The sequence below is a fragment of the Streptomyces sp. BK340 genome, from assembly GCF_007827595.1.
Classification (GTDB): Bacteria; Actinomycetota; Actinomycetes; order Streptomycetales; family Streptomycetaceae; genus Streptomyces.
Genome location: NZ_VISR01000010.1, coordinates 85,126 through 99,322, shown reverse-complemented (window position 1 = coordinate 99,322; position 14,197 = coordinate 85,126). Strand labels below are relative to the sequence as shown.

Sequence of the window (14,197 nt, the reverse complement as noted above, 5' to 3'; positions counted from 1 at the left end):
GGGGTTCTTCCCCCCCCCGGCGTCTTCCCGGTGCCGGGGGTGTCTGTCACCTCCTACACGAACGGGCGAGGCCCGGATCGACACCGCGCGCCACCGATCCGGAAGAAAAAATCCGGCAGCCGTCTTCGGAAGAATCCTCCGCATGACCGACACCGCACATCCGCTCGTCGTCCGCGCCCGACGGCTCGCCGCCGACCTGCTCGTCCCCGAGGCCGAGCGGGTGGACCAGGAGGGCGTCCCCGTGAGCCACATCGAGGCGGTGAAGGAGTCCGGGCTGCTCGGCGTCGTCGCACCCGTCGCGTACGGGGGCTCGGGGGCACCGCCGGCCGTGCTGCGGGAGACCGCGGAGATCCTGGCCGGGGCGTGCTGCTCGACCTGGTTCGTGCAGACGCAGCACCACACTCCGGTGCAGACCCTGGCGAAGAGCGAACTGCCGGTACGCGAGCGCCTGTTGGGCCCGCTGGCCCGCGGCGAACTGCTGTCCGGGGTGGCGTACGCGCATCTGCGGGCCCATCCGCGAGTCCCGGTGCGGGTGCGGCGGGAGGGCGGCGGCTGGCGGTTCGACGGGACCGTCCCCTGGTACACCGGATGGGGCCTGAACGACGTCATGCTCCTCGCCGGGGTGACCGAGGCGGACGAAGCCCTGTTCGCCTTCGTCGAGGCACGCGACCAGCCGGGCCTGCGGGCCTCGCCGCCGCTGCGCCTCGCGGCGCTCACCGCCGCCCGCACGGTGTCGCTGGAGCTGGACGGCCTACAGGTCCCGGAAGAGGCGGTGGCCCTGCGGACACCGTACGAGTCGTGGGCACCCGGCGACCGGGCCAGGACGCTGAACACCGTTCCGGCGGTCTTCGGCATCGCGGAGGCGGCGCTGTCCGCGCTGGACGAGGAGGCCGCCGGCCCGCTGCGCGCCCGCCTCGCCGACGTCCGCCGCCGCGCCTACGCGCTGGCCGACCACCCGGCGCCGCTGGAGCGGATCGCGGAACGGCTGACAGTGCGGGCCGAGGCGTACGACGTCCTGGGTACGGTCACCACGGCGGCGGTCGTGGCCGGCGGCGGCCGCGCCTTGTCCCTGACCAACCGCGCCCAACGACTGGCCCGCGAGGGTCTGTTCCTGCTGGTGCAGGGGCAGACGGCGGAGACCCGTACGGCGCATTTGCGGTCGCTGGCCCGGGGGTCGGCTGTGGGCGGGGGATCGGCTGTGGGCGGGGCCTGAAGCCTGGGGGGCTTGAGGCCTGGAGGGGCTTGAGGCCCAGCGGCGCGTGGGGTCGAGCAGCGCGTGAAGCCGAGCAGCGCATGAAGCCTCGCAGGGTATGAAGCCGAGCAGCGCGTGAAGCCTCGCAGGGCATGAAGCCGAGCGGCGCGGGAACCAGGCGGCCCGTGACCGGGCGGCGTTTGCGGGCAGGCGCCGGGCACCGACCGGGGGCGGCCGAGTCCGTCATGGCGACGATGCGAGAGGGGGGCGGTGCCCGGGCGCATCCGAGGCGGATGCGCGGTCACACCGGCGGAGGAGGCCGTACACCACGGTCGGCCGACTCGCGTGCACGCGCCACACGCGTACGGGTCGGCGGCGGCCACCCGGTCAAACTGGCAGGGGCCGCACACCACAGCAAGCCGGCTCGCACCCACGCACCACACGCGAACGGACCGACGACAGCCACCCCGTCAAACCCCGGGCGAACCGACCGGCGGCGGCAGCCCACGCACACCGCCGGAGGCCGCGCGCCGCAGCAAGGCGACTCACATGCGCGGCTCGCACGCGGGCCGGGGTCAGCGGTGGCGCAGTACCCGGCGCGCCACGGCGTGGGTACCCACCGTGGCGGCCGCGGCGAAGGCAAGGCCCTGGAGTGCGTCGCGCGGGCGGGTGGGGCGGAGGACCCCGGAGCGGCGCAGGCGGCCGCGGGCCCAGAGGGTGAACGGGAGGACGATCAGCGGGGTGGTCACCGAGCCCGGGGTGTAGCCCCGGAACGCGGCCGCCTGGGCCAGGTGCACCACACCGTGCAGGCCGAAAGCGTTGAGCGCTGTCTGGTAGACGGCTGAGCGGCCGCCGGTGCGGTGCCCGTCGGCGGCGGCCGCGGCGAGCACGACCGCCATCGCGGCCACGGCGGTCGTGAACTCGCGGCCGTCCACCGACTCCAGTTGCCGCCACACCGTCTCCGGCACCCGGGGATACCTCTTCCGTAACTCCGGAACCCCGGTCCGCACCCACCTCGGCACCGTGACCAGTTCCTCGGTGTCGTGCACGGCCCAGGCGGCCAGCAGTCCGAAGGTGACGGACGCCCCCACGTCCAGCGGTTCTCGTGTCATGAACCGGCAGTCTGCCAGGCGGAGTTGCTCACCTGGTCGGCGCCCCGACGGCACCTGCACCCGCGACTCGCCCACCAGGGTGGCAGGTCGGCGCCCCCCTTCACCGCGGGGGCGACCCGGCAGGCTGCTCCACCGCTGCTTCCTTGCCCTGGCCCCTGCGGGTCTGCTGCCCGTTCCCGTACACGGTGGCCTCCATGACGGCGGCGTTCTCCGGGTCGACCACCGACTCGGTGGGTTTGCCCACCTCCGACAGCGTCATCTGCGCACGGTCGTCGACCAGGCGGGTCACCAGGTGCTGCGCGGCACCGAAGACGGCGGCCCAGGCGAGGACCTGCGATCGGCTGTCCAGGTCGCTGAGTCCGGGTACGAAGGCGCCCCTGATCAGCAGTACCCCGAGGAAGGCGGACAGGGCGCCGGTGGGGAACTTCAGCACCGCCGACGCCAGGGGCAGCATGTAGGGAGTGCTGGTGCCCCGGATGTGGCGCAGTGAGGCGATGACGGTGAAGGCCGCGCCGGCCAGCCCGGCCACCTCGACGGTGAGGATGTCCCTCGAATCGGCGCGACTGCTGGGAACGGTGCCTGCCGGCAGACCTCGGAATTCCTTGCTCGGGCAGACGATGTCGACGGCGGTCCCGCCGCCGGGGCCGAGCTTGGGTGCGAAGCACAGGCTGAGCGACTGGGGGAAGAACCAGCCGTACACGGCCAGGCCCGCCACCCCGAGAAGGACGACGAACGTGGCGGTCCAGAGAATGTTGCGCAGGCTCCGGACCCGGGCCAGTTCGGCGTCGAGGGCGACGTACGCGCTGTCCAGCGCCCGGACCAGCAGTTCCCGGTCGGTCGGCACCAATTCGCCGGAGACGATGGAGCGGATCCGCTGGGCGAGTCTGACGCGCTGCGGATCGTCCCTGCCCAGATGGCGCTTGACCAGCGCCATGACCTCACTGGCGCGGCCCGCGGCCTCCTGGTCGGACACCAGCTGGAGCAGCAGCACGTCGGCGCTGCGCAGATTCGACCAGACGCCTTCCTGGGCGGTCGAGCCCGACCACAACCGCCGCCACCCGAACGTCTCCTCCGCCGCCGCGCGGGCCTTTTCCAGGTGGCTTTCCATTCCCCGGAGCAGTGCCTTGCGGTCGGCGGAGGGCGGTCTGGCTTCCTCGCGTTTCAGCTGTACCTCGAGATAGGCGAGACGGGTTTTGGCCCGGGCCCGCCAGGGCGACCGCGGCGGCCTGGGACGCAGCCCGGCCTCGAGCCGTCGGCGCGTTCGGGCCCAGGGACTTCCCCGGGCCGCCACGGAAGTGGCCATGGCGGGCTTTCCTGACGCTCCGGCAGGCTAGCGGCTCAGGGCGGGCACATGGAGTCTCTTCCACGACTCCGGCCCCGGCATTCCGTCGGCGTCGCTGCCGCCGAACCCGAGTTTGCGCTGCCAGTTGGCGTACGATTCCCGGTCCTCCTCACTCCACTGGAAGTCCGGCTCGTCGTCGGGATACGCCGAGCAGCCTTCCTCGATGAGGCGCCAGCCCATGACCTCGATGATCGGACTGCTCACGGACGGCTGGAAGAAGTCCTTGCCCGGGAAGGGCTCGTCCGCGCCGACCGGCTGCTGACTCGGCGCCGCCACACGGACCTGCTGGCCCACCTGAATGACGTTCGGATTCTTGATCTGGGGGTTCCACTGCTCGATCTGGGCCAGGGGCACATGGAACTTGGCCGCGATTTTGGAGAGTGTGTCACCCTCCCTTACCACGTAGAACTCCGGTGTAGCGTTCATAGGTCCATGCTAATGACGGATCGACAAGAATTCGACACGGGAAATCGCCCGGAGAACCGGTTGAATCAGGGCCAGTTGAATATTCACTCAGCCCGCGAAAGGAACCTGGGCCGTAGCAGCGATCGCCCCACCGAAGGGGTGCCGCCACAGCCCCTCCGCGGCAAGCCGCGGCAGCACTCCCTCCCCGAACCAGTACGCCTCCTCCAGGTGCGGATATCCGGACAGCACGAACTCCTCGATTCCCAGGGCCGCGTACTCCTTGATGCGCTCGGCGACCTCCTCGTGGCTGCCCACGAGCGCCGTGCCCGCGCCGCCGCGCACCAGGCCGATCCCGGCCCAGAGGTTGGGGTGGATCTCGAGGCCGTCACGGTTGCCGCCGCCGTGCAGGGCGAGCATCCGCCGCTGCCCTTCGGACTCGCTGCGGGCCAGTCCGGCCTGCACGGACTTCACCGTCTCGGTGTCGAAGCCCGCGAGCAGCCGGCCGGCCTCCGCCCAGGCCTGCTCCGAGGTGTCGCGGGTGATGACGTGGAGCCGGATGCCGAAGCGCAGGGTGCGCCCGTGCTCTGCGGCGAGCCCCCGGATCCAGGCGATCTTCTCGGCGACCTGAGCGGGTGGCTCACCCCAGGTGAGGTACACGTCGACGTGCTTGGCGGCGACCTCTCCGGCGACGGGCGAGGACCCGCCGAAGTACACCTCGGGGACGGGGGCGGGCACACGGGCGAGCCTGGCGTCCTCGACCTGGAGGTGTTCCCCGTGCAGGTCGACACTCTTGCCCTCCCACAACTCCCTTACGATGTGCAGGAATTCGCCGGTACGGCGGTAGCGGTCGTCCTTGTCGAGGAAGTCGCCGTAGGCCCGCTGCTCGTGACTCTCGCCGCCGGTGACCACGTTGAGCAGGAGTCGTCCGCCGGTCTGCCGCTGGAAGGTGGACGCCATCTGCGCGGCCAGGGTCGGCGAGACGAAGCCGGGCCGGAAGGCGACCAGGAACTTCAGCCGTTCGGTGTGCTGGCTGACCATGGCGGTGGTCAGCCACGCGTCGTCGCACCAGGCGCCGGTCGGGGTGAGCGCGCCGACGAAGCCCAGGTCCTCGGCGGCCCGCGCGATCTGGCTCAGGTAGGCCACGGTCGGCGGCCGGTCCCGGCCGGATGCGGTGGCCGGGGTGCCGTGGCCGCCGCCGACGACATGCCGACTGTCGCCGTTGGTGGGCAGGAACCAGTGGAAGGTGAGGGACACGTGGGGGTCTCCGATCAGAGCAGGCCGTGACGGGGCGGCGGGTTCCGTTCAGCAGGTGCCGGTGTCGACAGCGGCGCAGAGCAACTCACTTTCGGCGTCGAGGCGTTACCGCCGTACCTGTGCGGTCGTGCCGCTCAACCGGCCGCCGCCAGTACGGGAGTGGTGCGCTCCAGGGCCGCCGAGAACTGGTCCACGATCTGTTCCAGGGCCTCGGTGGTGGCCGGAGCCACGGTGAGCGAGCCGTCCTCTCGTACGGTGATGTCCTTGTCGAGGGTGAACCAGCCCTGGACTATGTGGGCGGCGCCCATGGAGTTCAGCACCGGGCGCAGCGCGTAGTCGATGGCGAGGACATGCGCGGTGGAGCCGCCGGTGGCGAGCGGCAGCACGGTCTTGCCGGTGAGCGCGTACTGCGGCAGCAGGTCGAGGAGCGCCTTGAGGACTCCCGAGTACGACGCCTTGTAGACGGGCGTGCCGACCACGACGCCGTCGGCGCGGGCGAACAGCTCGGTCACCTCGGCGATGGCCGGGTGCCCGAAGTCCGCGCCGAGCAGCGCGTCGGCCGGAATCGTGCGGACGTCGAGCGGGATCACCTGATGGCCCTGCGCGATCAGACGCTGGTCCAGGTGGCGCAGCAGGCGGCCGGTGCGCGAGGAGGCGGAGGGGCTGCCGGAGACGGACAGGACGGTGGCCATGGGGTGCCTCATTCTGGGTGCCGGGCGCCGGTGGGGAGACGGGCGCGAGAAGGGGGAAGTCAGGCTGGGGAAGGGCGGCACGTGCCTGTCGAAGTACTCGTCCTTCAGGCGACGATGCGCTCCGCTTTCCGCTCCGGGCACGCCGAATTCGTTGCGCGCCGAACGCAGGGGAATTCAGGCGGAAGCAGAAGGGAGGAGAAGGAATCGCGGCGGATCGAAAAGGCGGACGATCAGGCCGCGGTGCGACAGGAGGCGCTGGAGACACGCGCGAGGTCGACGTGGCGTCGCCGCGTGAGGTCCAGTCGCATCGTCATGTCGCCGATCGTGGCAGCCGCCCGCGAAAGCCGTCAAGGAAATCCCGACGGGTCTCGTATCGCGGAACATTGAATCTCACGAGGGTGCGTCCGCCGGTCGTCCACGACCGGAACTTCCCAGTGGACGCGACTTCTCGGCTCTCCCCCGAACCTGCACTTCGGGCGCACTGGCGCATCCGGCCCCGAGCACCGAACCGTCCGAAGGGGCTGCCCACTTCGGCTGGGCGCGCGGACGTGGCTGGAGACGGTCCGGCCGCGCCCTGGGGCCTACCGTTCCGGGCCCGGTCGGCCGCAGGTCGCCGCCAGCGCGTCGAGGGCTTGGGGCAGGCTCGCCGGGCGGAGCATGCCGTGGCCGGTCCGGCCCGCCCAGCCGGGGCCGCCGAGGAGGACCAGCGGTCGCGATCTGGCTCCCTTCACCCCCCACTCCGTGGCCGCGACATGCTGCGCCAGCGGCAGGCTCGCCGTGGAGCGGGCCTGCGCCCACAGCACCACGGCGGCAGGGCCCAGGCGCCGTACCGCCGCCGCGAGCGCCTCCACGGGGACGGCGGCGCCGAACATCCTCGTGGCGATGCCGAGTTGACTCAGTCCTGCGTTGAGCGCCTCCAGGGGCAGGGTGTGCTGCTCGCCGGGCACGCAGGCCAGCAGGACCGGGCTCGCCGCGGTGGGACCGGCGGAAACGGCGGGCGGTCGGGTGTGCCGGCGCAGGGTGGTGGAGACGTGCCAGGACAGCAGGTGCTCCACCTCCACGTAGCGGTCCCCGGAGGTGGCCCACTTGCGGCCCACGGCATGCAGGGTGGGCACCATGACCTCCTGCCAGGCGTGGACGAGGCCGAACCCGGACACTGCGGCGGCCAGCCGCTCCTCCACGGTCGGCGCGTCCAGCCGCACCGCCGCGCGGGCCAGGCCACGGCACTCCTGGCGCACGGCGTCCGAGGGCGGCGCGGAGGCCTCGGTGGAGCGCGCGGACGCGGGTACGCCCGTCGCCGCCTCGTCCTGGGCGGCGCGGCGCCGGGGCCCGCCCGCCGAGGCCTCGTTCCGCGCGGCCCGGGCCGCCTCGGCGGGGGCCAGGCCTGCCGCGGTCAGCCGGCACATCGTCTCCAGCACGGCCACGTCCCGGGGCGACCAGCGCCGGTGCCGGCCCGCCATGCGCTCGGCGGGTCCGATGCCGTAGCGGCGTTCCCAGGAGCGCAGGGTGGTGGGTGAGACCCCGAGCCGGCGGGCGAGGGCACCCGTGGTCAGACCCGCCTCGGCCGCCCCTTCGTCCGGTGCGGAGGGGTTGGCACCGATGTGCTTTTCGTCCACACCGTGACTCTACGATGCAGAATCGATGCGGGTTGAGGACTCGGATCGAGCGCTCCGAGGATGACGGCATCGTCCCATGCGAGAGCCGTGATATTCCCTGCGTCACCCTGCGCCGGACCGGCTTCGGTGTCTGCTGGGGCCGGTCCGGGCCGGAGGCTCCGGTGCGGAAACGGTGCGGTTTCGAGGAGTCCGCCGCCGAGACATCGCTCCCCTCCGTCGGCCCCCGGAGAGAGTCGGCGCTCTTCGGGGGCTCTCCCCTCTCCCGGACCGCACGGTCAAAGGGACGCACCGACCTCTACACATAAAGGGCGAATAAGAGGAAACTAGGTACACGGCGCTTACCGCACGCACACCGCACCAGGCGCGGTCAGGCCCGCAAGTCAAGAAGGAGACGAGTCATGGCCAACGTCTCGCACAGGGGTGACATGACAACCCACCCCGATGTCTCCGAAATGCGGGCCCGGTACGCCCGCATGCTCGGTGGTCGTGATGTGGCGCTGGTGGACGGGCCGGTGTTCCTGCTCGGTCTGTACTGCGCGGCATCTCCGTGGATCCTGCACTACACGACAAGCCAGCCGGCGCTCGCCACCCACAACCTGATCGTGGGCATCGCCATAGGTCTGCTGGCACTGGGGTTCACCACGGCCCCCGAGCGGATGTACGGCCTCAGCTGGGCCATGTGCGCCATGGGTGTCTGGATGATCATCGCGCCGTGGATCGTGGGCAGCAGCCCGGACACCGGCGTGATCATCAACAACATCGTCATCGGCGCCCTGGCCATCGTTCTCAGTCTGATGTGCGCCGGTACGGCTGCGAAGAGCGTCCCCAAGCCATAAGGACAGGGCACGAGGAAGGGAGGACCACGTCGAAGGAAGCGAAGGCCACGAAAGGAAGACGGGGCCGGTCCGCCCGGGCGGACCGGCTTCCGTGTGCGCGCACCCCATGGCGGTGACTCCGGTGCAGCGCACGGCTGTCGGAGTCAGGCCCCGGCCGGCTGACCGTCCGGCACCGGCGTGGCGGCCAGGTACTCCTCGCTGATCTCCCGTTCGCCGAACGGCCAGACCTTCTCCCATCGCGCCCAGACCAGGAAGGCCACGCAGCCGAGGACCAGCCAGCCCAGGGACCACTCGATGGGGTGACGGCCCGGGGAGTTCTTGTCGGCGTAGGCGTAGATCACGCACCAGCCGGCGAAGGCGATGATGCCGGGGAGCGGGTAGAGCCACATCCGGTACGGGCGGCGCAGCGTCGGCTGCCGCTTGCGCAGGACGGAGAGGGCGACGATCTGGGCCAGCGCCTGGACGATCACCATCACCGTGGTGAGCAGCTGGATCAGCGTGGCGAGGTCGGTGTGCCTCCCGATCAGGAAGCCGACCGCGGTGATCACGCCCATGGTCGCCAGGCCCAGCATCGGGAAGCGGTGCTTCGGGTGCAGTTTCTCGTACGGGCGGAAGAAGACCCGGTCGCGGGCCGCGTCGTAGGGGACGCGGGAGCCGCCGAGCAGGCCCGTGAAGACCGAGGCGAAGGCCGTGATCAGGATGAGGACGGTCACCGTGTCGGCGGCGCCTTTGCCCCAGGTCTCCTCCAGCACCGCGGAGGCCACCGAGGTGGAGGCGATGTCCTTCGGGTCGCTCATGCGGTGCCAGTCGAGGACGCCGAGCGTGCCGATCTGCAGGAGCAGGTAGATCGCCATGATGCCGAGGATCGAGAAGAGGATGGAGCGCGGCAGGATGCGGCCGGGGTCCTTGATCTCGGCGCCCATGTAGGCGGTGGTGTTGTAGCCGAGGTAGTCGTAGATGCCGATGGTCAGGCCCGCGGCGAAGCCGAGCCAGAAGTGGTTCGAGGTGAGGTCGAAGGCGTGCGCCGGGTAGGTGAAGGCCCGGTGCGGGCTGAAGTCCGTGGCCGCGGCGACGATCACCAGGAGCACCGAGGCGATCATCACGGTCCACATCACGGCGGTGATGCGGGCGATGTGCTCGACGCCGCGCCAGAGCAGCAGCACGACGAGGGCGATGACGCCGAGGCCGATGAGGTCCCCCGAGGTCCGGCCGAGGTCGGGGACGAGGTAGCCCAGGTACTGCACGAAGCCGACCACGCCGGTGGACATGATCAGCGGGATGAAGAGCATCGCCGTCCACACGAACAGGAACGGCATCAGCCGGCCCGTGCGGTACTGGAAGGCCTGGCGGAGGTAGACGTAGCTGCCGCCGGAGCCGGGCATGGCGGCGCCCAGCTCGGCCCACACCAGCCCGTCGCAGAGGGCCAGCACCGCGCCCGCGACGAATCCGATGACCGCCTGGGGGCCGCCGAACGCGCCGACCATCAGCGGGATCGTCACGAACGGGCCGATGCCGCACATCTGGCTCATGTTGATGGCCGTGGCCTGGAACAGGCCGACACGGCGGACGAAGCCACCCGAGGGTGGCGGGCTACCGGACATGGGGGCTCCTGACGCGAGGCACGGAGAGGGTTCTGCCGGAGGAGACGGGATGGCCGATAAAGTTAAGGAGCCTTACTAGATACGTCAAGCGTGCGTCAGTAATGCGTGAGAATGGTGCGATGCCCGCCAGCGACGCCGTAGAGCAGCACGAACAGCCCTGGAGTCGTCGGCGGCTGCGCAGCGCCAACGAGCGGCTGCTCCTGGACCGGCTGCGCCACGCCGGCGCCGCCTCGCGCGCCCAGCTGGCCCGGGAGACCGGCCTGTCCAAGCCCACGGTGTCCAGCGCGCTCGCCTCGCTGGAGGCGGCCGGACTCGTGCACGAGGTCGGCACCCATGCCCCCGAGCGCGGGCGCGTCGCCGTGCTGTACGCACCCGACCCGGCGGCCGGTCACGCGCTCGGCGTCGACATAGGCCGCAGCTGGCTGCGGATCGCGCTGGCCGACCTGGACGGCACGGTGGTCGCGCGGTCCGACGTGCGCAACCCCGCCCGCGGCGCGGACGCCCTCGCCGACCTGGTCGTGGGCACCGCCCGTCAGGTCGTCGCCAACTCCGGGGTGGACCCGGCGGAGGTGGTGCACGGAGTGGTGGGCACGCCCGGGGTCTACGACGAGAAGCAGCGGCGGGTGCGGTACGCGATGCATCTGCCGGGGTGGGGCCGCGCGGGGCTGCTCGACCGCCTGCGCAAGGAGCTGGGCATACCGCTCGAGGTGCACAACGACGCCAACCTGGCCGCCCTCGGCGAGTACACGTACGGGGTCGGCGCGGGCAGCCGGCTCTTCGCCTACATCCTGATCGGTACCGGTCTCGGCATGGGCGTCGTCAGCGAGGGACGGCTGTTCACCGGCGCGCACGGGCTGGCCGGGGAGATCGGATTCCTGCCGTGGCCGGGCCGGCAGAAGCCGGAGCGACTGGAGGACGCGGTGTCGGGGGTGGCCGTCGTGGAGGCGGCGCGGCACTTCGGGATGCGCGGGCAGCTCACGGCGAAGGCCGTGTTCGACGCGGCCCGGCAGGGCAACACGGCCGCGGTGCAGGCGGTGGAGCTGGAGGGCGAGCGGATCGCGCACACCGTGGCGGCCGCGGCCGCGGTGCTCGATCCGGACCTCGTCGTGCTCGGCGGCGGCGTGGGCCACAGCGTGGACCTGCTGCTGCGGCCGGTACGGGAGCAGCTGCGCACGCTCACTCCGCTGCGGCCGAAGCTCGCACCCAGCCGACTGGGTGAGGACGCGGTCCTGTTGGGCGCGGTGGCGACGGCTCTGGGCACGGCACGGGAGATGGTGTTCGAGCGCAGGACGGCCGCACCCTGAGCATCTGCCGCCGCGGCCACGGTGATTGACACCGCCCACCGCGCGCCCTAGCTTGAGGCGGATTAGTAAAGTTTCCTAACTTTACGAGCCTGGAGACCGCCGTGTTCCCTCGCCCCGATCGCAGACGCCGCCTGGCCACGGCCACCATGGCCCTGGGTCTGCTCTGCTCGCTGTCCACCAGTGCCTGGGCCGGGTCCCGGGATCCAGTCCCGGCGCACCGGCACGCCCCGGTCACCCGCGTGCCCTCCGCAGCCGGAAGCATCACACCGCTGTCCGGCTACGCGATCCAGTCGACAGCGAAGGTCGCAGACTCGGCGGAGGCCGTCTCCTCCCCCGGCTATCCGGCGACCGGCTGGTATCCGGCGGGCCCGCGCTCGACGGTCCTCGCGGCGCTGCTCGCCGACGGCCGGTACGCGGACCCGTTCCACTCCACCGACCAGGACAAGATCCCCAGGGCCGACTTCCAGGTCCCGTGGTGGTACCGGGCCGATTTCACGGTCACCGACACCACCGAGCGCACTCACCTCGACTTCAGCGGCGTGATCTCGGCGGCGGACGTCTATGTGAACGGCCGTCAGGTGGGCCGGGCGTCCGATGTCGTCGGCGCCTACACCCACCACGAACTGGACATCTCCTCGCTGGTGAAGTCCGGCACGAACACGGTCGCCTTCCGCATCCAGCCCAACGAGCCCAACAAGAACCTCACCATGGGCTGGATCGACTGGCTCCAGCCGCCGCCCGACCGGAACATGGGGATCGTCCGTGACGTCCTGGTCCGCCGGGGCGGCCCGGTCGCCCTGCGCGACGCACATGTGGTGACCAAGCTCGCCGTGCCGTCCCTGGCCACGGCCGACCTGACCGTCAAGGCGCAGGCCCGCAACGACTCCGCCACGGCGGTCACGGCCGAGATCTCCGGCACCGTCGCCGGGACGGCCGTCACCAGGTCCGTGCCACTCGCCGCGCACGAGACGAAGACCGTCACCTTCTCCCCCGCCGACGTCCCCGGACTCCGTCTCACCTCCCCGAAGGTGTGGTGGCCGGCCGGCATGGGCGGGCAGCCGCTGTACGACCTGGACCTCACCGCGTCCGTGTCCGGCACGGCCTCGGACACCGCCCACGAGAGCTTCGGCATCCGCGACGTGCAGGCGCCCCTGAACTCCGACGGCGCCCGCCAGTACCGGATCAACGGCCGCAAGCTGCTGATCAAGGGCGGCGGCTGGTCGCCGGACGAGTTCCTGCGCTGGGACTCCACCTATGTGGCGGACCGGCTGAAGTACGCCCTCGACCTCGGTCTGAACACCATCCGCCTGGAAGGCCACATCGAGCCGGACGAGTTCTTCGGCCTCGCCGACCGGTACGGCGTGCTCACGCTGCCGGGCTGGGAGTGCTGCGACAAGTGGGAGGGCCAGGTCAACGGCAGCGGTGAGACCGGCGACGAGTGGACCGCCGCCGACTACCCGGTCGCCAAGGCCTCCATGGCCGCCGAGGCCGCCCGGCTGCGCGACCACCCGAGCGTGATCTCGTTCCTGATCGGCAGCGACTACGCGCCCGACGCGACCATCGAGAAGAACTACCTGGACGCCCTGAAGGCAGCCGACTGGCCGAACCCGGTGGTCTCCTCGGCCTCCGACAGGTCCTCGCCCCAGCTGGGCAGCTCGGGCATGAAGATGTCCGGGCCCTACGACTGGATCCCGCCGAACTACTGGTACGCCAAGCGCGAGGGCGGGGCCACCGGCTTCAACTCGGAGACCAGCGCGGGCCCCGACATCCCCACGCTCGACACCCTGCACCGGATGATGACGCCCGCCGAGCTCGACACCCTCTGGAAGAACCCGGACACGAGGCAGTACCACCGCTCGCCCTCGCCCGTGTTCGGCACGCTCAAGATCTACGACGCGGCCCTCACCGGCCGCTACGGCGCCCCGACCGGCCTCGCCGACTATGTGCGCAAGGCGCAGCTCGCCCAGTACGAGAACGTCCGCGCCCAGTACGAGGCCTACGCGCGCAACGCGACGGACGCGAGCAAGCCCGCCACCGGAATGATCTACTGGATGTTCAACAGCGGCTGGACCTCGCTGCACTGGCAGCTGACGGACCGCTATCTGGACCAGGGCGGCGCCTACTTCGGCGCCAAGAAGGCGAACGAGCCGCTGCACGTCCAGTACTCCTACGACGACCGCTCGGTCGTCGTCGTGAACAACCGGCACGCCGCGGCCGGCGGACTCACCGCGCGTGCCACGCTGTTCAACCCCGACGGCACACAGAAGTACGACAGGACCGTGACCGGGGTGACGGTGAACGGCGACGGTGCGCACGGCACCGCGCTCACCCTGCCCGCGTCGGTGAACGGCCTGTCGTCCAGCTACCTGCTGCGGCTGACGCTGACCGGCGCGGACGGCAAGGAGGTGAGCCGGAACGTGTACTGGCTCTCCACCAAGGCCGACACGCTCGACTGGGCGAAGACCGACTGGTACCACACGCCGACGACCGGCTACGCCGACCTGAAGGGGCTGGCCTCGATGGCGCAGGCACCGGTGTCGGCCACGGCCTCGACCGAGTCGTCCGGCGGTACGTCGACCACGACGGTGACCCTGCGCAACACGGGCAGCGGACGGAGCCCGTCGCTGTTCACGGACGTCCACCTGGTCGACGCGCAGGGGAAGCCGGTGCTGCCGGTGCGGTGGTCGGACAACGAGGTCGCTCTGTGGCCGGGTGAGTCGGTGACGCTGACCGCCACCTACCGGACGGCCGACCTGCACGGCTCGGCGCCGGGCGTACGGGTCTCGGGCTGGAACACGCCGGAGCGGACGGTCCCGGCCGTCTGACGTGCCGGGGGTGGGCCG

Annotated in this window: 12 protein-coding genes; 4 read left to right on the top strand and 8 right to left on the bottom strand. The window is 71.3% G+C overall.

Annotated elements, in window-relative coordinates; genetic code table 11:
• Positions 1–142 precede the first annotated feature (142 nt).
• Positions 143–1,213: an acyl-CoA dehydrogenase family protein gene (locus FB157_RS19615; protein ID WP_145881487.1), complete on the top strand. Its 1,071-nt coding sequence runs from the start codon at positions 143–145 to the stop codon at positions 1,211–1,213.
• Positions 1,214–1,767: 554 nt separating this feature from the next.
• On the opposite strand, the gene FB157_RS19610 is transcribed toward FB157_RS19615, so the two are convergent.
• From FB157_RS19610 to FB157_RS19585, 7 genes are all read right to left on the bottom strand, one after another.
• A complete protein-coding gene (locus FB157_RS19610) occupies positions 1,768–2,304 on the bottom strand; it encodes an HXXEE domain-containing protein (RefSeq protein WP_145881485.1) in 537 nt (178 codons plus the stop codon).
• A gap of 100 nt (positions 2,305–2,404) precedes the next feature.
• Positions 2,405–3,607: a hypothetical protein gene (locus FB157_RS19605; RefSeq protein WP_261386377.1), complete on the bottom strand. Its 1,203-nt coding sequence runs from the start codon at positions 3,605–3,607 to the stop codon at positions 2,405–2,407.
• 27 nt (positions 3,608–3,634) lie between these two features.
• Positions 3,635–4,072, bottom strand: coding sequence for a peptidoglycan-binding protein (locus FB157_RS19600; RefSeq protein ID WP_145881483.1), 438 nt, complete (start codon positions 4,070–4,072; stop codon positions 3,635–3,637).
• An 87-nt stretch (positions 4,073–4,159) separates the two neighbouring features.
• Complete coding sequence (locus tag FB157_RS19595; protein WP_145881482.1) at positions 4,160–5,305, bottom strand: LLM class flavin-dependent oxidoreductase; 1,146 nt, start codon at positions 5,303–5,305, stop codon at positions 4,160–4,162.
• Positions 5,306–5,439: 134 nt separating this feature from the next.
• Positions 5,440–5,997 (bottom strand): NADPH-dependent FMN reductase, encoded by a 558-nt coding sequence (gene ssuE, locus FB157_RS19590; protein WP_145881480.1) that lies wholly within the window; start codon positions 5,995–5,997, stop codon positions 5,440–5,442.
• Between the two features lie 230 nt (positions 5,998–6,227).
• The gene (locus FB157_RS49655; RefSeq protein ID WP_355726404.1) at positions 6,228–6,305 is read right to left on the bottom strand and encodes a putative leader peptide; all 78 of its coding nucleotides are present in this window, start codon (positions 6,303–6,305) and stop codon (positions 6,228–6,230) included.
• Positions 6,306–6,578: 273 nt separating this feature from the next.
• Positions 6,579–7,613 (bottom strand): cobalamin B12-binding domain-containing protein, encoded by a 1,035-nt coding sequence (locus FB157_RS19585; RefSeq protein WP_398946939.1) that lies wholly within the window; start codon positions 7,611–7,613, stop codon positions 6,579–6,581.
• A 398-nt stretch (positions 7,614–8,011) separates the two neighbouring features.
• Between FB157_RS19585 and FB157_RS19580 the strand changes: the two genes are divergently transcribed.
• Positions 8,012–8,449 (top strand): SPW repeat protein, encoded by a 438-nt coding sequence (locus tag FB157_RS19580; RefSeq protein WP_145881478.1) that lies wholly within the window; start codon positions 8,012–8,014, stop codon positions 8,447–8,449.
• Between the two features lie 143 nt (positions 8,450–8,592).
• On the opposite strand, the gene FB157_RS19575 is transcribed toward FB157_RS19580, so the two are convergent.
• A complete protein-coding gene (locus FB157_RS19575; RefSeq protein ID WP_145881476.1) occupies positions 8,593–10,050 on the bottom strand; it encodes an APC family permease in 1,458 nt (485 codons plus the stop codon).
• Between the two features lie 119 nt (positions 10,051–10,169).
• On the opposite strand from FB157_RS19575, the gene FB157_RS19570 reads away from it, so the two are divergent.
• Together FB157_RS19570 and FB157_RS19565 are read left to right on the top strand one after the other, a co-directional pair.
• Positions 10,170–11,354, top strand: a complete 1,185-nt coding sequence (locus FB157_RS19570; protein WP_145881474.1) for an ROK family transcriptional regulator — start codon at positions 10,170–10,172, stop codon at positions 11,352–11,354.
• 101 nt (positions 11,355–11,455) lie between these two features.
• Positions 11,456–14,179 (top strand): glycosyl hydrolase 2 galactose-binding domain-containing protein, encoded by a 2,724-nt coding sequence (locus tag FB157_RS19565; RefSeq protein WP_145881472.1) that lies wholly within the window; start codon positions 11,456–11,458, stop codon positions 14,177–14,179.
• The last annotated feature ends 18 nt before the right edge of the window (positions 14,180–14,197 follow it).